This is a genomic window from Niastella caeni, from assembly GCF_004834005.1.
Classification (GTDB): Bacteria; Bacteroidota; Bacteroidia; order Chitinophagales; family Chitinophagaceae; genus Niastella; species Niastella caeni.
In genome coordinates, this window is the sequence record NZ_STFF01000014.1 from 129735 (window position 1) to 152663 (window position 22929).

Annotated in this window: 16 protein-coding genes; 11 read left to right on the forward strand and 5 right to left on the reverse strand. The window is 45.6% G+C overall.

Features of this window, described 5'->3' with window-relative positions; genetic code table 11:
• Positions 1-43 precede the first annotated feature (43 nt).
• The 3 genes from araA to FAM09_RS29285 all read right to left on the reverse strand — a co-directional run bounded on the left by araA (position 44) and on the right by FAM09_RS29285 (position 4275).
• The gene (gene araA / locus FAM09_RS29275) at positions 44-1543 is read right to left on the reverse strand and encodes an L-arabinose isomerase (protein WP_136580719.1); all 1500 of its coding nucleotides are present in this window, start codon (positions 1541-1543) and stop codon (positions 44-46) included.
• Between the two features lie 258 nt (positions 1544-1801).
• Positions 1802-2500 (reverse strand): L-ribulose-5-phosphate 4-epimerase, encoded by a 699-nt coding sequence (locus tag FAM09_RS29280; RefSeq protein WP_136580720.1) that lies wholly within the window; start codon positions 2498-2500, stop codon positions 1802-1804.
• A gap of 71 nt (positions 2501-2571) precedes the next feature.
• The gene (locus tag FAM09_RS29285) at positions 2572-4275 is read right to left on the reverse strand and encodes a ribulokinase (protein ID WP_136580721.1); all 1704 of its coding nucleotides are present in this window, start codon (positions 4273-4275) and stop codon (positions 2572-2574) included.
• 564 nt (positions 4276-4839) lie between these two features.
• Between FAM09_RS29285 and FAM09_RS29290 the strand changes: the two genes are divergently transcribed.
• From FAM09_RS29290 to FAM09_RS29300, 3 genes are all read left to right on the forward strand, one after another.
• On the forward strand, positions 4840-5841 hold the full coding sequence (locus FAM09_RS29290) for a sensor histidine kinase (RefSeq protein ID WP_136580722.1): 1002 nt from the start codon (positions 4840-4842) through the stop codon (positions 5839-5841).
• Positions 5834-6550: a LytR/AlgR family response regulator transcription factor gene (locus tag FAM09_RS29295; RefSeq protein WP_136580723.1), complete on the forward strand. Its 717-nt coding sequence runs from the start codon at positions 5834-5836 to the stop codon at positions 6548-6550. Before FAM09_RS29290 ends, FAM09_RS29295 begins: the two co-directional genes overlap by 8 nt.
• A 294-nt stretch (positions 6551-6844) precedes the next feature.
• Entirely contained in the window at positions 6845-9178 is a 2334-nt protein-coding gene (locus tag FAM09_RS29300) for a TonB-dependent receptor (protein ID WP_208025679.1), read from the forward strand.
• A gap of 302 nt (positions 9179-9480) precedes the next feature.
• Here FAM09_RS29300 and FAM09_RS29305 read toward each other — a convergent pair whose 3' ends face one another.
• Positions 9481-10776, reverse strand: coding sequence for a sugar MFS transporter (locus FAM09_RS29305; RefSeq protein ID WP_136580725.1), 1296 nt, complete (start codon positions 10774-10776; stop codon positions 9481-9483).
• Between the two features lies 1 nt (position 10777).
• Positions 10778-11836: a phosphotransferase enzyme family protein gene (locus tag FAM09_RS29310; RefSeq protein ID WP_136580726.1), complete on the reverse strand. Its 1059-nt coding sequence runs from the start codon at positions 11834-11836 to the stop codon at positions 10778-10780.
• A gap of 743 nt (positions 11837-12579) precedes the next feature.
• Here FAM09_RS29310 and FAM09_RS29315 point away from each other — a divergent pair.
• The 8 genes from FAM09_RS29315 (at position 12580) to FAM09_RS29350 (ending at position 22887) form a co-directional block, all read left to right on the forward strand.
• The gene (locus FAM09_RS29315) at positions 12580-13023 is read left to right on the forward strand and encodes a MaoC family dehydratase (protein ID WP_136580727.1); all 444 of its coding nucleotides are present in this window, start codon (positions 12580-12582) and stop codon (positions 13021-13023) included.
• A gap of 5 nt (positions 13024-13028) precedes the next feature.
• Positions 13029-14195 carry an ABC transporter substrate-binding protein gene (locus tag FAM09_RS29320; RefSeq protein ID WP_136580728.1) on the forward strand — a complete coding sequence of 389 codons (1167 nt, stop codon included), beginning with the start codon at positions 13029-13031 and terminating at the stop codon, positions 14193-14195.
• Complete coding sequence (locus FAM09_RS29325; protein WP_136580729.1) at positions 14192-15343, forward strand: CaiB/BaiF CoA transferase family protein; 1152 nt, start codon at positions 14192-14194, stop codon at positions 15341-15343. The genes FAM09_RS29320 and FAM09_RS29325 overlap by 4 nt, the downstream gene beginning before the upstream one ends.
• 170 nt (positions 15344-15513) lie before the next feature.
• Positions 15514-16686: a CaiB/BaiF CoA transferase family protein gene (locus FAM09_RS29330; RefSeq protein WP_136580730.1), complete on the forward strand. Its 1173-nt coding sequence runs from the start codon at positions 15514-15516 to the stop codon at positions 16684-16686.
• Between the two features lie 212 nt (positions 16687-16898).
• Positions 16899-17744 carry an amidohydrolase family protein gene (locus FAM09_RS29335; RefSeq protein WP_136580731.1) on the forward strand — a complete coding sequence of 282 codons (846 nt, stop codon included), beginning with the start codon at positions 16899-16901 and terminating at the stop codon, positions 17742-17744.
• A gap of 18 nt (positions 17745-17762) precedes the next feature.
• Positions 17763-18800, forward strand: coding sequence for an L-rhamnose/proton symporter RhaT (locus FAM09_RS29340; protein ID WP_136580732.1), 1038 nt, complete (start codon positions 17763-17765; stop codon positions 18798-18800).
• Positions 18801-18969: 169 nt separating this feature from the next.
• Positions 18970-20028 carry a Gfo/Idh/MocA family protein gene (locus tag FAM09_RS29345; protein ID WP_136580733.1) on the forward strand — a complete coding sequence of 353 codons (1059 nt, stop codon included), beginning with the start codon at positions 18970-18972 and terminating at the stop codon, positions 20026-20028.
• Positions 20029-20139: 111 nt separating this feature from the next.
• Entirely contained in the window at positions 20140-22887 is a 2748-nt protein-coding gene (locus FAM09_RS29350) for an alpha-d-galacturonidase (protein ID WP_136580734.1), read from the forward strand.
• Positions 22888-22929: the final 42 nt, after the last annotated feature.

A 22929-nucleotide genomic window follows, 5' to 3' on the forward strand; every position in this document is an offset into this window, starting at 1 on the left:
GGTGAAGTTTTCGCAAACGATGCTGCAATATGTGGAATTATTTTTAAATAGAATGACGATAATAAAGATCATTCCATCTTAATTGGTTCTTAATGTCGTATAAATTGCTGTTTTTGCCGATCAATACGTATTCTACGCCTGCCATTTCTGCAAAATCTTCCAGGTGTTCTGATGTCAGGTTCTGACTGTAGCAGGTATGGTGAGCGCCACCAGCCAAAATCCAGGCTGCACAACCTGTTTTCATGTCGGGGTAGGGTTTCCACAATACGCGCGCTACCGGTAATTTGGGCAGGTTTTGAATTGGATCAACCGCTACAACTTCATTCACAATTAAACGGAAGCGATTACCCATATCAACGATAGAGGCGTTCAGCGCAGGGCCGGAACCTGCATTGAAAACCAGGCGTACGGGATCTGCTTTGCCACCGATGCCGAGCGGATGGATCTCAACAGTTGGTTTGTCATTGGCAATAGAAGGACAAATTTCCAGCATGTGAGAGCCCAGTACCAGTTGATTGTTGGGGTCGAAATGATAGGTGTAGTCTTCCATGAAGGAGTTACCACCTTTTAAACCGGTTGCCATAACTTTCATGGCGCGAACCAGGGCGGAAGTCTTCCAGTCGCCTTCGCCGCCAAAGCCATAGCCTTCGGCCATGAGGCGTTGAGAAGCGATGCCTGGCAATTGCACCATGCCGTGCAGATCTTCAAAAGTGTCGGTAAAGCCTTTAAAATTGCCTTCTTTCAGGAAGTTGCGCATCCCGATCTCGATCTTTGCCGCATCGCGCAATGCAGGGTGGCGGTCGCCGCCTTTGCGCAGCGGACCTGCTACGGTGTATATTTCTTCATATTCTGCTACTGTTTGGGCAATGGCGCTGTCGCTCACATCATTTATTCTTTTAACCAGGTCGCCAATGCCATAGCCATTTACAGAGTAGCCAAATTTCAATTCAGCTTCTACTTTGTCGCCTTCTGTTACCGCTACCTGGCGCATGTTATCGCCAAAGCGGCAGAAGCGGGCATTTTGCCAGTCGTTCCAACCGGCGGCAGCGCGCATCCATACTGCTACGCTTTTTATTACTTCGCCTTCCTGCCAATGACCAACTACTACTTTTCTGTTCATCCGCATCCGGCTAACCATGAAACCAAACTCGCGGTCGCCATGGGCGCTCTGGTTCAGGTTCATGAAGTCCATATCGATGCTGCTCCAGGGAATATCGCGATTAAACTGGGTATGCAGGTGTAATAAAGGTTTTTGCAACACTTTTAAGCCGCCGATCCACATTTTGGCGGGGGAGAAAGTGTGCATCCAGGCAATGATACCAATACAGGTGGGAGTAGTATTGGCTTCTACGCAAACCTGGTAAATTTCTTCGGGCGTTTTTACTACCGGCTTAAAAACTACCCGTACCGGTATACCTGCATCTTTATCTAACGATCTCGCGATTTGTATAGAGTGATCGGCAACCTGTTTGAGGGTTTCTTCGCCATACAGGTGTTGACTTCCTGTTACAAACCAGACTTCCAGTTTTTTCAAATCTTCCATAAAAGGGTGTTTTCGTCAATCGTCATTGGGCAATCGGAAATGGTTATTGTTTGAAGGGATTTCCAGTGACGGGACTTTTTTAATGTGATAATTTGATAATTTGATAATGAAATACAAGCCGAAAGCCGAAAGAGTTTTGAGTTCTGAATTGTACTTACTTTTTCATTTCTCATTCCTCATTCTTAATTTTTCATTTATCCAGCCTTCAACATTCAACATTCAACATTCAACATTCGATATTCAATATTCAATATTGGCCTACTGTCCATAATAAGCATCCTTGCCATGCTTACGCTGCCAGTGTTTGTCAATGAGCGCATCCTTTAACCGGGGTGCTTTCGGATTGATCTGTTCGGTGAGGTAGGCCATGCGGGCTACTTCTTCCAACACAGCGGCGTTATAAACGGCTTTGTCGCCATGCTGACCCCACGCAAACGGTGCGTGATTGCCAACCAGGATCATCTCTACTTCTTCGTACGACAATTTTCTTTCGTTAAAGCAGTTGATGATCTGGTAACCGGTCTCAAACTCATAATTCCCTTTTATCATGTCATCGCTCATTGGCGGTGCGCATGGAATATCTACTGTGTTATGATCGGCGTGGGTAGTACCGAAAATAGGAATATCGCGCTGAGCTTGCGCCCAGGCGGTAGCATAGGTACTATGTGTATGTACAATAGCGCCTATCTTTTCCCATTCTTTATATAATACCGCGTGTGTTTTGGTATCGCTCGAGGGACGAAGATCGCCGGTGATGATTTTGCCATCGAAATCAACGATCACCATTTTGGCAGGTGTTAGATCCTTGTAAGGCACGCCACTGGGCTTAATAGCAAAAACGCCAAGGCTTCTGTCGGCTACACTTACATTACCAAAAGTAAATAAAACCAGGTTCAGTTCTGGAAGTTGCATGTTGGCTTTATAACATGCTTCCTGTATATGTTGATACTTGCTCATGATAGAAAAATGTTACCAGTTGCCAGTTACCAGTTCCCGGGAACTGGTAACCGGTAACCGGGAACTGGTTATTAATTCGATAATGCTACTTCTTTTTCTTTTAGCTTAGTTGAATGCTCAATGAACCCACCCAGTGCAAGGTATTTTTTATAGCGCTGTTGGTAAAGGGCTACTTTTGTTTTATCGGGATAATACGTAGCGTCAAAACCTTGTCCCATCGCGTTCATGGCATCTTCCACTTTATCGTAAATGCCTGCAGCAGTAGCCGCAAACATTGCAGCGCCCAAAGCACAGGTTTGTTCCGATTTATGAATGCGGATAGGCATATTCATAACGTTGGCCATCATTTGCATAATGAACGGCGATTTTTTAGCTACACCACCCAGTCCTATCAATCCTTTTACAGGAACGCCTTCGTGGTTGAAACGGTCAACAATGGCTTTAGCGCCAAAGCAGGTCGCTTCAACAATAGCGCGGAACATGCGCGGCGCATCGCTGCCGAGGTTCATGCCGCTGATGGCGCCTTTGAGTTCCTGGTTGGCATCGGGTGTACGACGGCCATTGAACCAGTCAACCGCCAGTTCGCTGTTCTCATCAATTTCAATCAACGCAGCCTGTTTGCTGAGCTCCGGGATTAGCTTGTCGGCAGTTTCGTCAATGATGGCTTTGGCGGTTTCGGGATTGAGGAGGGTACTTTGCGCTAATACCTGTTGCAACGGCCAGGTCAGCACCTTTTTGAACCAGGCGTAAGCATCACCAAACGCACTCTGACCTGCTTCCAGTCCCATCATGCCGGGGATCACCGAACCGGGAACCTGTCCGCAAATGCCTTTCACCAGCTTGCCTTCTACTTCTTGCAGCGGAGCAACCAGCATATCGCAGGTTGAAGTACCCATTACCTTACTTAAATGGTAGGGTTCAATTTGTCCGCCTACGGCGCCCATGTGGGCGTCAAAAGCGCCAACACCGATCACTACGTCGGTAGAAAGGCCCAGCTTGGTGGCCCATGCTGCACTCAGCGTACCGGCTGCTTTATCAGCAGTATATGTATTGGTAAAAAGTCTTTTGGTATAACCAGCTAACAACGGATCTAACTCAGTAAAGAAGGGCTCAGGTGGTAACCCTCCGAATTCTGCGGCCCATAAAGCTTTGTGACCTGCCGAGCATACTCCCCGTTTCATGGCGGAAACATCTGTGCCGCCGGTTAAAACGAAGGGGATCCAGTCGCAATGTTCAACCCAGGAATAGCAGGCTTCGCGCACTGCCGCGTCTTCGCGCAAAATGTGCAGCAGTTTTGCCCAGAACCATTCCGACGAGTAAATACCGCCTACATATTGCAGGTAGTTGATTTCGTACTTTTCTGCATGCGTGTTGATCTCAGCTGCTTCCGGAACGGAAGTGTGGTCTTTCCACAGCACGAACATGGCATTGGGGTTTTTTTCAAACTGCGGCAACAAGGCGAGGGGAGTACCGGTTTTGTCAACGGCTACCGGGGTAGAACCTGTAGTGTCAACCGAAATGGCCCTGATGTTGGCCGTTACCGAAGGGCCTGCCTGCTGTAAACATCTGACAATGGTCTGTTCCAGGCCTTCCAGGTAGTCAAGCGGATGTTGCCTGAACTGATTGGTGACAGGATTACAATACAAACCATCTTTCCAGCGGGGATAATAAAAAACGGCTGAGGCTACTTCCTGCCCATTGGCAGCGTTGGCGATGATTGACCGCACGGAGTCTGTGCCATAGTCAACCCCTATTACATAATTTTCTTTTTTCATATCGGCAACTAAACAAATACTGAGTTTATAATGAGAAACCGATTCAAACAAAGACTGGTGTTCTGCCAATCAAAGATACGGCCTGAAACGCGCTTTGTTTCCAGTTCGTGTCAAAATAACACTTAAAGTACGAATTCACAAAAAATTACTTATACCGTCGGTGCGAATATATAGGGTAAACCTGTAGGAAGGGGTAAGGGGGAGTTAAGAAGCTAATTCGTTTAGCGTCAATCTTACAATTTAAAGACGCAAAACCGGGGTCTGACGCTGCAATGATATGGTAAAATCAGCTAAAACATTAAAAGAGAATGGTCAAGGGTGAATGGTCAATGGTGAATCCCCGGCTTCATCGGGGCAGGCTGTGAAACGGCAAACAGCAAACGTGAAAATGCTTTCTGGTACTTCGAAACTCTCCCTCCACCCTAGGGGGAGGCCGGTAACCGGAAACAGGCAACCAGTAACTTGTCTCCAAAAAACGCCCGGTTGCCGCCTGAAAACGGCCGGTTGTCATTTGCGATAATCCCGTACCGGTAAAAAATTTACATTCGTGGTTTCAATTTTTTTATGCCATCAAGAAAACTGGTTTACATACTACTGCATATTTTGTGCACCGCTTTGATCGTGGTAGTGCCTATTTTTATAATGCCACTGAAAGATGCTGAAAAGCCCAACTACCTGCAATGGCATACCATCATTTTTACAGCTTTGCAAACAGTTGCCTTCTATTTTAACGCTTATGTGTTATATCCACGATTATTATTAAAAAAGCGGGTTGCCGCATACATTTTAGCTGTATTGGGCATCAGCGTTTTATTTGCCCTTGTACCGGGTTGTATTATGGTTTTTTCAGGGGAAATGCCGATGTACGCCATATTTGCCGGTATTGTGGTAAAAATATTTATCGGGTTGTTTGTGTCGGGTACGGCTACCAGCTACCGGTTTATGGTGGATGTGATCAGGGACCAGCGGAAACAACAGGAAAGCCTGGCTATGGAGTTGTCGTTCCTGCGGTCGCAGGTGAGTCCGCATTTTATGTTCAATGCGCTCAATAGCATGGTTTCGCTGGCGCGGAAAAAATCAGATCTGCTGGAGCCGGCCTTGCTCAAGATGTCGAACCTGATGCATTACATGCTGTACGATTCGGATGAAGAAAAGGTAAGCCTGCACAAAGAAGTGGAATACATCCGCAGCTATATCGATTTGCAAACCATGCGCTTTGGCGATTCGGTGAAGGTATTGTTTATGGTGCAGCCGGGTAATTATTCGCATGTTATTGAACCCATGTTGCTGATACCGCTTATTGAAAATGCATTCAAGCATGGGGTGAATGTGGCCGAGGAACCGGAGATCAATATTCGGTTAGCCGTCAGTGAAAAGGAAGTGTCGTTGTCGGTTTCCAACAAAACCATACACTATAATACGCAAGTGGCCGATAAAACAAAAGGCATTGGTTTAGTTAACCTGGAGCGGCGGTTAAAGATCCTGTATCCGGGCAAGCATCAACTTTATGCTCAAAAGAATAATAACTGGTTTCATGCCTCCCTTAAAATTGTAACGCATGATTAAATGCCTGGCTGTTGATGATGAACCTTTATCGCTCGATCTGCTGGAAGATAATATCAAACGCATTCCCTTCCTGCACCTGGTAAAGCGTTGTAAGAACGCTTACGAGGCCATGGATGTATTGCGGCAGGAACCTATTGATCTTATTTTCCTGGATATTCAAATGCCGGGTGTTACCGGTACACAATTTCTGCAGTCGCTTACCTATAAGCCGTTAGTGATCTTTATTACGGCGTTTAAAAAATATGCTTTGGAAGGATTTGAGCTCGATGTGCTCGATTACCTGGTAAAACCGGTCACCTTTGAACGCTTTTTAAGAGCGGTGAATAAAGCGGCCGATTTCCACACGCTGAAAAAACAAGGCGCGCCGGCGCCGGTTTTACAACCCACCAATGATTACTTTTTTGTAAATGTAGAATACAGCCTGGTGAAGATTGCCGTACAGGAGATCACCCATATTGAGTCATTAAGGGATTATATGAAGATCTATCTGCTGCAAAATGATAAGCCGGTGCTTACCAAACTGGCTATGAAATCACTGGCCGATAAGTTGCCGCCCAACCGCTTTGTTCGGGTACACAAATCGTTTATGATAGCCATTGACAAGATCACTTTTATTCGCAAGAACCGCGTGCACATCAATGATCATATTATTCCGGTAAGTGATTTTTATAAGGAGGAACTGTTAAAAGCAATCAGTCATAAGTTGTAAGGAAAGCTAGTAGCAAGTGGTAAGTAGCGAGTAGGAAGCCACATTGTTCATTTCCCTACTAGCCACTTACTACTAGCTACTAGCCCACATATTCATTACTTGAATCTGTCTCATCTACTCAATTCGCTGTGTTGTCGAAACAATATTCAACGTGGCCTACTTCGTTTTTACAGGTTTTGCCGATCGATCATCTTTGCAGCATAAAGTAACATCCTGTTTATGCAATTACATTTTTCTATCCTATTTCAAAAAAAGACTGTATTCATTGCTGCTTGGTTCGTAATATGCTCATTAATGACCGTACGCCTGCAGGCACAGAACAATACACAAACTGTGAAAGGTATTGTTATTGACAAAGCATCTGAAAAACCATTGGCCGGTGTAAGTGTAACGGTGGCTGGTATGTCAATAGGCACCACTACCGATTCTACCGGCAGTTACAAACTGGCCAATGTGCCGGTTGGCCGCCAACGCGTTTCATTTACATCTGTAGGCTACAAACCGGTTTCTATCCCCGAAGTGCTGGTGACCATCGGCAAACAGGTGATCCTGGATGTGTCGCTGGAAGAATCGATCCGCACGCTGAACAAAGTAAGTGTAACTGCCCCGCGGGCACGAAAAGGAATGGCGCTGAATGAATTTGCCGGCAGCAGCGCCCGCTCGTTCAGTATGGATGAAGTAACGCGGTATGCCGGCGGACGAAACGACCCGGCCCGGTTGGCCAGCAATTTTGCCGGCGTATCTTCTACCAACGATTCGCGCAATGATATCGTTGTGCGCGGTAATTCACCCACCGCAGTTTTGTGGAGAATGGAAGGCATTCCGATTCCCAACCCCAACCACTTTACTACTTTAGGTACTACAGGTGGTCCGGTAAGTGCGTTGAACACAAATGCATTAAAGAACTCTGATTTTTATACCGGCGCTTTTCCTGCCGAATATGGAAATGCCAGCGGCGCCGTGTTCGATCTGTCGTTGCGTTCCGGGAATAAAGATAAAGTTGAAAAGACCCTGCAATTGAATTTGTTCAGCGGGTTGGAAGCCATGATCGAAGGGCCTTTGAGCAAAAAGAAGAATGGTTCTTCGTTCCTGGTGGGTTACCGGTATTCCTTTGCCCAGTTGGCACAGGGGGTTGGATTGAGATTCGGTACGGAAGCAGTTCCCAAATACCAGGACCTTATCTTCCACATCAATTTTGCCAACTCGAAGCTCGGCAGATTGGGCATTTTTGGTTTGGGCGGCACCAGCAATATTGATTTCATTGGCGCCGATCTGGATTCTACCGACATGTTTGCCAATAAAGATGAGGATACGTACTTTAAATCGCGTATAGGCATTGTGGGTATCAAGCACACCATTGATGTGGGGCGCAATGCGTATATCCGTTCCGTATTATCGTATTCCTATACGAGCAACGAAGGCGATGTTTACAAATATTACGATTCCTTACCCGACCGGCAATACCTTATGCGACAGAAAACCAGGAATACCGGGTTGCGTTTTTCTACCTATATCAATTCAAAAATGAACACGCGGTTTTCCCTGCGCGGTGGATTTTTAGCCGAACAGAATGGGCTCGACACCTATCTTAATACCCGCGATGGCCGTCCTGACTGGGAAGTCATCCGCGATTATGACGGCAGTTCCTGGTTATTGCAGCCCTATGTACAAGGTAAATACCGGTTTACAGAAAAGTTATCGCTCAATACCGGTGTGCATGGCATGTATTACACATTTAATGATGCTACGGCTATTGAGCCCCGTGCTTCGTTGAGCTACGCGTTGGATAATACAAAAACCATAACGGTGAGCTATGGCTTGCATAGCCAATTGCAACCTGCACCTGTGTACTTACATCAGCAAAAATTACCAAACGGCGCCTACGATCAAAGCAATCGCGACCTGGGTTTTACCAAAGCCCATCATTACATTCTTGGGTACGACTGGGCCTTTGCCAAAGACTGGCGCCTGAAAGCGGAAGCCTACTACCAGCATATTTTTGATGCGCCGGTTGAAAGAACAGCCAGCGGTTTCTCCATCCTGAACAGTGGCGCCGATTTTACATTTCCTGAAAAGGCCGCTCTTATTAATAATGGAACCGGTTCTAACAGAGGCGTAGAAATGACCATCGAAAAGTTTTTCAGCCGGGGATATTACCTGCTTACCACCGCTTCGTTGTTCGATTCGAAATACAAAGGCAGCGACGGCATTGAGCGCAATTCAACTTTCAATAACCACAGCGTATTGAATGTACTCGCCGGTAAAGAATGGAAAATGGGCAGCAGTGGTCGCAACGTTTTTACGGTGGACATCAAGATGGCTTATTCCGGCGGCCGGTATTATACACCGGTTGATCTGGCTGCTTCTGCATTGACCGGCACAGAAAAGCTGGATGAGAATCGTTATAACACAGAACAATTCCCTGATTATTTCCGGCTCGATACCCGCTTTGGCTTCCGGTTGAACAGCGGCAAACGCAGGTTGTCACAAACGCTCTACCTCGATCTGCAGAACGTTACCAATCGCGATAATGTGTTCGTACGCCGCTACAACCAGGTGCAAAAGCAGGTGGGAACGGTTTACCAGGTCGGTTTCTTCCCGGATATCATGTATAAGATTCAATGGTAGAGGAAGCTGCAAGCCACAAGCTGCAAGCTGTAAGCCCAAAGTCTAAAGCCAAAAGCTCAAAGCAAGGAAGTTATATGTTTATAAACGTTTTATGTTATATACTAATTGACCTATTTGATATGTTCGGCGTCATTGATATTATTAATTGTTATCTGTCATTTGACGAACCAGGCATTTCGGACCTCTTTGAATCAGAATAAACATAAAAGCAAACGAGCCGCCGTTACAAACGAGGCTCGTTTTTTTTTAACTTCAACAATCAGCTTTTGTATTTACTTTCTCATTTCTCTGTTTTTAATTCCTCATTTTCTTCCTGCCTTATAACCTTTCATAGCATAATACAATATGTATATATAGCACGGCAGCATGCAAATAAAGAATGCCAGGTGGTTGGGAATTTTATCTTTTAACGCCCCATAGATTAATGGTATTATAGCGCCACCGGCAATGCCCATTACCAGCAGGGCAGAACCTGTCTTGGTGAATTTACCCAGTTTGTCAATCGCCAGCGGCCAAATGGCTGGCCACATCAGGGCATTGGCCAATCCTAACAAGGCAATAAAAGTAATTGCCGTATACCCATCTGTGATATATACTGCAATGGAAAAAAGAATGCCCAGGATGGCAGAAATTTTGAGCGCTGTTTGTTGTGAAATGATCTTTGGTATGGTAATAATACCGGCCACATAGCCCACTAACATGGCTACCAGGGTGAAGGTGGTAAAGTATTTGGTCTCATCCAGCGGCATGCCTATCGCCTTGCCATAAATGCCAATGGCATCGCCGGCCATTACTTCAACCCCAACATATAAAAAGATGCACAAAGCGCCCAGCACCAGGTGCGGGAACTGCCAGATGCTTGATTTATTATCAGCGACTTTTTGTGATGCATTTGTTTCTTTTTCTTCAATCACCGGTTCGGGCAGGGGCGACTTGAGTAACATAAATGCCAGGATCGCCAATACTACGGCCAAGATTATATAAGGGGTAACCACCCGGCTTGATAGGTCATTCAATAATGCTGATTTAACTGCGGTGTCGGTGGTGGCTTCTATCTTTTTTTCAATTTCAGTAGCATTGCTTAATATAACAGCGCTTAATATCAACGGACTGATGATACCCGCTATTTTATTACAAATGCCCATGATGCTGATGCGTTTTGCCGCGCTTTCAATAGGGCCTATGATACTGATATAAGGATTGGATGCAGTTTGCAATAAAGCGAGCCCCATACCTTGTATGAACAGGCCGGTCAAAAACAAGGCAAAGCTTCTTTCTTTAGCGGCGGGAATAAAAACAATTGACCCAATTGCCATAACCAGCAAACCTAAAGCCATTCCTTTTTTAAAGCCGGTCCGTTTCAAAATAACAGAGGACGGCATGGCTAAAAAGAAATAGGCCATATAAAAAGCGAAGGTTACAAAAAATGCCTGCACATCGGTTTCCAACTGGCATACCAGTTTTAAAAACTGTATGAGGCTGCCATTTAACCAGGTAACAAACCCGAAAATGAAAAACAAAAAGCCAATGATGAAAATGGCTGTTGTGTTGCTTCGCTTTGCGCTCATAGAAACAACCGGCGTTTTAGCAGTAGTCATATTATAATGTTGAAATGATTTGATTGAACAAGCTTTCTTTCGCATTATACTGTTGCAAAAGAACTACCTGGTTTTGTGCCCTTATAAAATTATGGCCTTCGTACCGGGCGCCGTAATATATATCATCATTTAAATGATCGGTCAAAAACCGCAGGGCCTGCATGTAGATCATAAATTGTCCGGCATACGTAAAATGCTGTTTTTCGGTGGGGGTCAATTCATGTTGAAGTTCACCAATATAGCCACGGGCAATGGCGGTAAAGAATTCTTCCCGTACAATTATCTTATCAAAATCCTTTTCTTCTTCATTGGCCGGCGATAAATAAGTGCGCATCATATCACCTACATCACTAATGAAATAACCCGGCATTACGGTGTCGAGGTCAATAACACACAAGCCTTTTTGTTGATCGTCGAAAAGCACATTGCTGATCTTGGTATCATGGTGAATAACGCGCCACGCGAAACCGGGACTAATTATAATGCGCTCATAAGTTTTAACAAGGTCTTGCTGTTGCTGTAAGAAATGAATAAGGTCCCTGGCTTCCTGAATACGCACGGGATTGCCGTGGGTCAAAGCATAGGTAAACTGCTGGTATCGCAACGACAGGTCGTGAAATTGCGGGATGGTAATTTTTAACTGGTTCGCATCAAAGCCGCTCAACAGGTAAGTGAACCGGGCAAACTGGCGGGCTGCTTCAAAAGCCTGCTCAGGTGTATGCACCATGTCAACAGAATGTGATTGGGCAATAAACGGGAATAGCCGGAAGTACTGTTGTTCTTCATTTATAAACAAATAGTTGCCGGTAGTAGTAGGTAAGGCGCCGGCAAACAGGTAATCAGGGTAATGTTGTTGTAAATAACTACCCAGGCTGCTAATGTTCAGGGCAATATCCTCCGGATGTTTAAAAACGGCCGTATTGATCTGTTGCAGAATGTAGCAAGGCTGGCCTTCGGGGGGGCAGATCTTCCAGGTATGATTGATCAGTCCGCTGCCAAAGGATTGTATGCTGTATGTTTCAGGGTTAAGTCCGTACCCGGTTAATATATCATTGAACATGGATAATCTATTGATTCAAAGACATTCAAACTTACAATGTTACAACGGAAAAGGAACACGCAAACGGTTGTGCCTTTTTTGAATACAGCTCAAAGCTATAAGCTATAAAGCTTAAAGCGAATACAGGGTATTCTGCTTTTGGCGTTCCGCCTACCGCTTACGGCTTACTGCTTTCGGCTTACCGCTTACTGCTTGCAGCCGCATTTTAGTAATATATGAAGGGCTTTTCCACAAAAGTGCTTTGCCTGTTACGTGTAGGGAAATAATATTTAGTAAAATATTCCATCATTTCAGTTAAACCTGACATTGATGCCCCTGCCTAAAATGTGTAGCTTTCCACTTTAAAGCGTTCAGTGTTGGTTATTTAGCAAAAGCAGCAAGGACGAGGCGTGCCACGTTGTGCCTGCATTGTTTTTGTATCTACAAACGACGATAAAGGCCAGTTAACAATTACCTGAAGTTCTCAAAAGCGACTGTCTCAAACTGACGTGGCACGTCTTTCCATCAACCCCGAATGTGATAAAAGACAGTTCTTAACAGGCATCCGATTAATGGAACTGGTTGTAAAACGCCTGACACCTATTTACGATTGAAATAGTTGCGCTTATGAAAAAACGTATGGGAGCCATATCAGCCAATTCAACCTGCCTGTGCTATATAATTATAAGGACATCACTTCCGACCATCGTCCTGTTTTAATGTAATAAATTGATTGAAGATCATCAGCTAATTCCACATCCTGTATGGGTATCACTAAATATTTTGAAGAATTTAAACTGAATGAGAAGCGGCAAACCGGCGGACGCACGGTTACCGAAACCGATATTGTTATTCATGCAGGACAATCGGGCGATTTCTTTCCTCATCATATGGATGAAGAATGGTGCAAAACCCAACCCTTTAAAAAACGCATTGCACATGGCACTCTCATCTTTACCATCGCAGTTGGCTTGACCGCGCATGTTATCAATGAAGTGTCTATGACCTATGGATACGACCGCCTCCGTTTTATTAAGCCTGTTTTTATTGGCGACACTATTAAAGCTACCGTTACTATTTCAAATATAAAAGATCATAAAAAGCCGGGATTTGGCCTGGTTACCGAACTGGTAGAAGTGTTTAACCAGCACGGTGAGTTAGTGATGGTTTGCGAACACGTATTGTTAGTGCATAAAAAAGAAAGTTAGGAGATATGTCTGAAATTGTTTTGAATGGAATTACCTGGGGACACAGCAGAGGCATCACACCTTTGCTGGCTGCTGCACAACGCTATTCGGAACTGTATCCGAATGTGACAATACAGTGGAAGAAAAGAACATTACAGGAGTTTGCCGATTTCCCGCTCGAAAAACTGGTAAATGATTATGATCTGTTGATCATCGATCATCCCTGGGTGGGCTGTGCCGCTGCTACCAACAGCGTATTGCCGTTGGATGAATATTTACCAGCCGCTTACCTCCAGGATCAATCGAGGAATACGGTGGGCGATTCGCATATAAGTTATTACTTCGATAACCATCAATGGGCACTGGCTATTGACGCAGCTACACCTGCGGCCAGTTATCGGGCCAACCTGTTGCAACAACACCGTGTGAACGTGCCCGATACCTGGGATGCATTGATGGCGCTGGCCAAAGAGGGGAAAGTGGCCATTCCAGCTATTCCCATCGACATCCTCATGAACTTTTATATGTTCTGTATTGCGCTGGGGGAGGAACCGTTCAGGCAAACCGGTCAGGTGGTAAGCAAAGAAATTGGCGTACAGGCATTGCAAACTATGCGTGAGCTGTATTCGAAGATCGATAAAAAATTGTTCGCCTGTAATCCTATCCAGGTCGCTGAACTCATGTCTTCCACCAATGATTACTGGTATTGTCCCTTCGCGTATTGCTATTCTAATTATTCCAGACTGGGATATGCGAAATACCCGCTTACCTATGCCAACCTGGTTTGGTTTGGCAAAAGAAGGTTCCGCAGCACTATTGGCGGAACAGGATTAGCGGTGTCGTCATATACTAAACATAAGCAATATGCCGTTGACTTTGCGGCCTGGGTTTGCAGCGAGGAATGCCAGCGTACTTTTTATGTGCAGCATGGCGGACAGCCGGGGCACCTGGCTGCCTGGACGAACAACATGGCTAACGTGCTTACCAACAGTTTTTTCCATACCGTATTACCGGTTATGAAGAACGGGTACATGCGTCCGCGTTATAATGGGTATCTTCATTTTCAGGACCATGCCGGCGACCCGGTTCAACAATATATGCTACAGGGCGGAAACCCCGAAACTGTACTGGAAGAAATAGACCGTATTTATCAACAAAGCCTTGTAGGCGAAAAAATGAGCTTGTCTTTATGAGTCGATTGCCTTTGCAGGGATTATTGGTGCTGGAGTTCAGTCAGTATCTGTCTGGCCCATCTGCCGGTTTGCGCCTGGCCGACCTGGGGGCGCGTGTCATTAAAGTGGAACGTCCGCAGACGGGTGATGCCGGCCGCCGATTGTCTATCAAAAATCTCTGGACAGACGACAGCTCGATGTTGTTTCATACCATCAACCGCAATAAAGAAAGTTATACGGCCGATCTGAAGAATGCAGATGATCTGGCATTGGTAAAAAAACTGATCGAAAAAGCGGATGTGCTTACCCATAACTTCAGGCCCGGTATCATGGAGAAAGTAGGGCTGGGGTATTCTGAAGTAATAAAACTCAATTCACGTATCATATATGGCGCCATCAGCGGCTACGGCAAAGAAGGACCCTGGAAAAACAGGCCGGGCCAGGATCTGCTGTTGCAATCGATGAGCGGCCTTGCATACACTACAGGTAACGCCAAAGACAATCCCATGCCTTTTGGCCTGGCCATTGCCGATAACTTATGCGGTTCGCAACTGGTGCAGGGCATTCTGAGCGCATTGATAAGAAGGCATAAGACCGGCACGGGCGCTTTAATTGAAGTGAGCCTGCTTGAATCGTTGCTCGATTTCCAATTTGAATTATTAACTACTTATCATAGCAGTGGTAAATTGCCAAAGCGCAGTAATGTAAATAACGGTCACCCGTTATTGCATGCGCCTTATGGTATTTACGCTACCACCGACGGTCATATTGCCATTGCCATGGTCGATATAAACCAATTGGCGAAAGCCATTGGCTGTAATGAACTGATGGCTTACGATCAAAAAGTAGCGTTCAGTTTGCGTGATGAGATCAAGACGGTACTGGCTAAACACCTGTCGACCCAATCGGCGGCGTACTGGTTAGAAAAATTACATGCCAAAGACCTGTGGGCGATGGAAGTGCTCGATTGGGAAAGATTGACAAAACTGGAAGCGTATAAATGTTTGCAAATGGAGCAAACGATCACTACTACGCAGGGAAAAAATATTACAACCACCCGTTGCCCGATACGCATCAACGGAGAAAGGATCTTTTCTCCCAAACCGGCGCCGCAATTGGGGGAGCATACGGAGGCGATAAATAGAGAGTTGATTGGAAGAAAGGTGTGAATGTAAGTGGTGAATGGTCAATTTATTCGGTTGCCGGTTACCTGGTACCAGTTACCAGGTAAAAAAATCGGAGATCCCGACAATAGGTAGAGCGATCGCTAATCAAGGCCCGGCAACTGGCAACCGGTAACTGGTAACAGTTACATATTCCACAAATCTTAAAACAAAGAATGAAGCCGCTTCAGGACATAATCGTTGTTGATTTCAGCCAGTTTTTATCTGGCCCTTCGGCTGGTTTACGACTGGCCGATATGGGGGCGCAGGTAATCAAGATAGAGCGAACGGGCATTGGTGATATCTGCCGGCAGCTATATGTATCGAATGTGATGATAGAAGGGGAGTCAACCATTTTTCATGCCATCAACCGCAACAAACAATCGTATGCCGCTGATCTTAAAAATGCGGAAGACCTCGAAAAAGTAAAAAAGATCATAGCCCAGGCAGATGTATTGATGCATAATTTCCGCCCTGGTGTAATGGAAAGGCTGGGACTGGATTATGAAACGGTAAAAGCCATTAACCCGCAGATCGTATATGCCGAAGTAAGCGGTTATGGCAATGAAGGGCCCTGGAAAGACCTGCCCGGTCAGGACCTGTTGTTGCAAGCCGTATCAGGGTTAACCTGGTTAAGCAGCAACCGCAGCGATAGTCCAACCCCCATGGGCGTTGCCGTGGTAGATATTTTGGCCGGAACCCATATTGCGCAGGGTATCCTGGCCGCTTTACTGCAACGCACCATTACCAATGAAGGAAGCCTGGTGCAGGTAAGTATGCTTGAATCGATACTCGATTTTCAATTTGAAGTACTAACCTGTTTTTATAACGATGGGCGCGAACTGCCCGTGCGGAGTGAAATAAATAATGGACATGCTTATCTGTCGGCTCCATATGGTATTTATAAAACAGCCGATGGATACCTGGCGCTGGCTATGGGAAACATTACCCAACTGGCCACGTTGCTTCAGTGCCACCCGCTGAGGAATTTTACCAATACCGCAGAGTGGTTTGAGAAGCGGGATGAAATAAAAACCATCCTGGCCAATCATTTACTGGCCCGCGATACAGATGCCTGGCTGGCCGTGTTGGAACCTGCGGATATCTGGTGTGCCAAGGTATTGGATTACGATACGCTGGTTCAGGAGAACGGCTACCAGATGCTGAATATGGAATTGAAAGTAAAGACCAGCAATGGGCTTTCGATAACAACTACCCGTTGTCCTATCAGGATAGATGGCGAGATCTTTACTTCAGGGATTGGTGCGCCGCTGCTGGGCGAGCATAATGAACAGATAGAAGAACAGTTTGGCCTCAAAAAAGAGCCAATATCCGATTATGAAGTGTAATTGAAGGAAAAGCGAGTAGTAAGTAGTAAATGGCGAGTAGGGAATACAAATAAATCTCGCGAGACTCGAATAGAAGCCCCACTAGCCACTAGCTACTAGCCACTAGTTTCTTCAGTAATGGTTAATGGTGAAAATGTTATAGCTATATTTTTTAGCATGTATCTTGTGCCGCGCATTAACATTATTCACTATTTGGTATTAAACGGATTGCCATGGAAATGATCGACACCCATGTTCATGTTTGGAATTTCGAAAAAGCAGCGTACGAGTGGTTAAAGAATGATACGTCGATTCTTAACCGTAATTACAATATTGAAGAATTGCAGGCAGAAGTAGAAAAGACCGCTATTACCGGCGGTGTGTTGGTACAGGCAGCCAATAATTTTGAAGATACCAACTGGATGTTGCAGGTTGCCAATGCAACCGGCTTTATAAAAGGGGTAGTAGGCTGGATGCCGTTAAAAGACCCTACGTTCACAGCAACCGCCCTCAAAGAATACCTTGGCAATCCTTATTTTAAGGGAGTTCGCCACCTGATTCACGATGAACCCGATCCGCAATGGTTGTTACAGTCAACGGTAACCCAAAGTCTTTCTGTACTGGCTGCATATGATGTACCGTATGATGTAGTAGGCGTAACGCCGCAGCATCTTATTACTACGCTTGAAGTAGCACAGAAAGTACCTGAGTTACGATTGATGCTCGATCACATGAACCAACCGCCCATTGTTACCGGCGACCGGTTTGGGGTATGGGGAGAATTGATGAAGGCCGCGGCATCGCACAGGAATATTTATGTAAAGATCTCCGGACTGGGTACCTGCGCTAAAAAAGGCACTGCCTGGACGGCCGACGATATTCAACCGTATATTGAATTTGTGCTGGAACATTTTGGTGAGAACCGTTGCGTAACAGGAGGCGATTGGCCGGTATCATTACTGGCGGGCAGTTATCAGCAAACCTGGCAGCAGTATTTGAAAGTATTATCAAAGACGTTGAATGAGGCGGCGCTGCAGAAAGTGGTGAACACCAATGCGGTAACGTTTTATAATCTGTAATAACGAGTGCTTTAACCAATGGAAGTAATAACCGGAGTCATATATCATTCAGTAGGGGCCTCTTGCGCAGCCATGTGTTACACGCCGCAACGAAAAGTGGCGCAATGGTCGTGGCAAACGTATTGGCTGGCCCAGGCAGCCATTTGCTGGTTGTTATTACCACTGGTGATAGCATGGCTTACCATTCCTGAAATAGGCAGCGTATTACGCGAAGCGCCTTCCGATGCTATGGTAAAAACATTCGTTTTTGGCGTTGCTTACGGTATTGGCGGAACGGCGTTTGGCATGGCCATCAGGTATGTAGGTTTTTCATTGACCTATGCCATTGCGGTTGGCATTTCCTGTGTGTTAGGTACGTTGCTGCCACCGCTGGTACATGGGCAATTGGCTTCGTTGTTTAGCCAGAACGGCGCGAGCTGGGTCATGGCAGGGATCGTGATCGGCGCATTGGGAATAGCGTGTTGTGGCGTGGCCGGCAGGTTTAAAGAACATGATCTGAAGATAAACCAAACAATAGGGCATTCATTTTCGCTGGCCAAAGGATTGCCGCTTTGTTTACTGGCGGGCGTACTGTCGGCCGTGTATGGGTTTTCGATAGATCAGGGCGAACCTATTGCAGCAGTAGCGGCCAAATATGGCAGTGGCAATTTCAAGATCAATATTGTTTATATTTTTTCAAATACCGGAGCTTTTGTATCTACCCTTATATATTGCATATACCTGCACCGCAAAGAAAAAACGTTTGGCGAGTACCGGCAAAATGGCCCGAACAACCGTTTACTGGTTAATTTTGTCATGGCTGTGCTCACCGGCTTGTTGTGGTATTCACAATTCTTCTTTTATGGGTTGGGGCATGTGCGCATGGGAAAATATCAATATAGCAGTTGGGCCATACACATGATCATGCTGGTATTGTTCAGTTCGGTAGCCGGATTGTTGTTGAAAGAATGGGTGAAATGCCGCCGAAAAACAATTGGCACGCTTGTATTGGCCCTGGTTATTTTGGTAGCAGCGGTGCTTGCCTTAACGTATGGAAACTATTTAGGTAGTTTGTAGCCTGCCTGCCGGCAGGCAGGTTTGTTGTTTGTAGTTTGTTGTTTGAAGTTTGTTGTTGCTTCGCTATTCGGGAAGCAGAATAATTTATCGGCGTGCTGAACATGCAGAACCACAAACCATAAACTACAAACCATAAACTGCTACATTTGTCACTATGTACAATTTATAAGTGAAAGAACCATTATCATATAAGGCCCCCATCGTTATCATTGGCGCAGGTGGTATTGTAAACGATGCCCATTTGCCGGCTTATCAATTGGCCGGTTTTGATGTGGCAGGCATTTACGATGTTGATAAAGATAAAGCCCATGCCACAGCGCAGCAATTCAATATACCATTGGTGTTTGATAGTATGGAAGACATTGTGCGGTTAAAATTATCACCTGTGGTGTATGATATTGCGGTACCGGCTTCAGCCATGATGAAGGTGCTGGAATACCTGCCAGCCGGTTCAGCCGTGCTGATGCAAAAGCCAATGGGTAATAATTATGCAGAAGCAAAAGCAATACTGCAATATGCCCGCGAGAAGCAATTGGTAGCAGCCGTCAACTTTCAGTTGCGGTATGCACCCTTTATTACCGCAGCCAGAAAATTAATACAGCAGGGAGCGTTGGGACAATTGTGCGATATAGAGATCAATGTGAACGTATTTACTCCCTGGCATTTATGGACATTCCTGTATGAATCGCCCCGCGTAGAAATTTTATACCACAGCATTCATTATATCGACCTGGTACGGTGGTTCCTGGGCAACCCCGCCGGCGTATATGCCAAAACGGTGAAACATCCGGAGATGGACCAGTTGGCCTCTGTACGCAGTAATATCATCATGGATTATGGCGATCTGGTAAGAGCTAACATACTTACGAATCATTGTCACCAGTTTGGTTTGGAGCAACAGCAGTCCTGGATAAAATTGGAAGGAACGCAGGGCGCTGTTAAAATAGAAATGGGATTATTGATGAACTACCCGCATGGCGTGGCCGATCAGTTTAAATATATAACTCGAACAGGCAACGAGCCGGGCCAATGGAAAACACTGGCAGTAGAAGGAAGCTGGTTCCCGCATGCCTTTATAGGCAGTATGGAGCAGGTGATGCAAGCGGCTGCCGGCAATATTCCCAAACCCGATAACTCGGTAGAAGATTGCATTTATACGATGGCTTGTGTGGAGGCGGCGTACCGATCAAGTGAAAGGGGAGGTGTGGGATTGAAAGACATAATGTGATAATGCTTTTCCCGCCGAAGCTTTGGTGAAGGTGGATGCTGATGAAATACAAAAACTTAATTGCACTGATAAATATCTAAACCGTTAAATTTCTTAAATCACAATATCTAAATGAAAGGCTTTCTTGTTTTGGTTGTAAGTGTAGTAACCCTGAACACAACTTGGGCTTTTGACAAACCGGCGAATAAGAGTGTAACTATTGTTTCGGCAAATAACTCCCCACGGATCAAATATGGAACTGAAAAACTCGCAGTGGCTTTACGCACCGCCGGGTATAAAGTAGTGATTTTGCCAGATGCAAAATTACCGGCTGGTGGTTTTACCATTCTGGCAGGTAATTATGGCGATGCGCTCATTAAAAAAGCAGCTACTACCTGGCGCCTGCAACCAGATACAACAGGCAAAGAAGGATTTTCTATAAAAAGCAACACCAAAGCCGTGATCATTGCCGGAACTGATGCATCGGGTGCACTATACGGTTGTATGGAACTGGCAGAGCAGGTAAGTCTTCAAAGATCGATCCCCGCTAATCTTTCAATAGTCGATAAACCAGAAATGGTGTTACGCGGAACCTGTATTGGCGTACAAAAACCTTATTATTTACCGGGAAGGACCGTATATGAATATCCGTATACGCCGGAAACCTTTCCCTGGTTATACGATAAAGCGCTTTGGGTACAATACCTCGATTCATTGGTGGTGAACCGCCTGAATTCATTGTATTTATGGAATGGCCATCCATTTGCTTCGCTGGTACGCACTACTGAGTATCCCTATGCAGTGGAAGTAGACGATGCCACCTTTAAGAAGAATGAGGAGCTGTTTGCATTTCTTACTAAAGAAGCCGACAAGCGCGGAATATGGGTGATACAAATGTTCTATAATATTATTGTATCGAAGCCCTTTGCCGAGAAGCACAATATCAAGACGCAGGACCGAAACCGGCCCATTATACCCTTGATAGCCGACTATACCCGGAAATCAATAGCTGCATTTGTGGCCAAATATCCCAATGTGGGTTTAATGGTGGCGCTTGGTGAAGCCATGGAAGGAGTGGGGCAGGATGATGTAGACTGGTTTACAAAAACCATTATACCCGGTGTGCAGGACGGGTTACAGATCCTGGGCAAGAAGGAAGAGCCGCCGATTGTTTTGCGTGCACACGATACCGATGCACCGCGGGTAATGAAGGAGGCGTTGCCGATTTACAGGAACCTGTATACAGAAGCAAAGTTCAACGGTGAAGCGTTAACTACATATGAACCACGCGGGCCCTGGGCCGAACTGCATCGCAGCCTTAGCCGAATTGGGACCGTTCAAATAGAAAACGTGCACATTCTGGCTAACCTGGAGCCATTCCGTTATGGGTCGCCCGACTTTATACAAAAATGCGTGCAGTCGATGCACACTATTTATGAAGCCAACGGATTGCATTTGTATCCCCAGGCGTCGTATTGGGATTGGCCGTACACTGCCGATAAAACCACGCCCCGTTTGCTGGAAATTGAGCGTGACTGGATGTGGTACAAAACCTGGGCGCGGTATGCCTGGAAGAGCGATCGTAACCGCCAGCAGGAAATAGATTACTGGGCTGGCAATCTTGGTACAAAATTTGGTTGCACAGCGGCGCAGGCAAAAAATATCGTGGAAGCGTATGAACAATCCGGTGAAATTTCTCCCAAAATATTGAGGCGCTATGGCATTACCGATGGTAACCGGCAGACCATGACGCTGGGCATGCTGATGACGCAGTTGATAGATCCCAAACGGTTTGGATTGTTCACGTTGTTGTATAATTCAGAAAGTCCGGAAGGGGAGATGATCATTGAGTATGCGGAAAAGGAAGCCAACAAGCAGGCGCATGTGGGCGAAACGCCAACGCAGGTAGCCGATGAAATTATAGTACATGGTGATAAAGCGGTAGCAGCCATTGAGCAGGCTGCACCTTATATCAAAGAGAATCGATCAGCGTTTAACCGGTTAAAGAACGATATGTATTGCTACCAGGCAATGGCGCAATTTTATGCGTGGAAAGCGAGAGCAGCGATACAGGTATTGAAGTTCAAGTACTCTAAAAAGGTGAGCGACCTGGAGCAGGCAGTTCCGTTACTGGAGAAGAGCGTAGCGTATTTTGCGGATCTGGCGGCACGCACAGATACCACTTATTTGTATGCCAACAGTATGCAAACGCAGCAGCGGAAGATCCCGGTAAATGGAAAAGACACGAAGAACAAGACCTGGAAAGAATTGTTGCCCTTCTATCAAAGGGAGCTGCAGAACTTTATAAAACATATTGACGTGTTGAAGAAGCAGGGCGCCGGAGCAGGTATTGCGGGCTTGAAACCATTAAAGAGCGTACCGGTACAGATCCTCACAGAAAACATAAAAACATATACAGTACAAAAGAACGCCATTGTATTCCCTGATCTTAATGTGGTGATCAACGATTTGCCAGCATTGATAACCGGGTTACAAGGTATACATTACAGTCAGGGCCGGCAGATAGTAGAAGGAACAACATTGAATTTCAAAACAGCAACACCGGTTAAATTACTGGTAGCCTACTTTGCAGAGAAGAACAGTGCTTATTTGCCAGAGCCAACGTTAGAGATAGATGCAAGTGCAAACGATTTCGGTCAGGCGGAAGTGAAAGTGGCCAATGCTATAGCAATAGATGGATTCCCTGCAATAAACATACATGCATTTTCGTTTGAAGCCGGGACACATACACTTACGTTAGGAAAGGGATCTTGTTTATTATTGGGATTTATCAATGATAATGATCCGTTACCGGTAGTAGATGCCGGGTTAGGCGTTACAGAGAACGCCGGCGCGTTGGATTGGTTATTCGAAAAATAACGATTGCAGGTCAACGTGCTATGAGATGAATGATTGTATTAA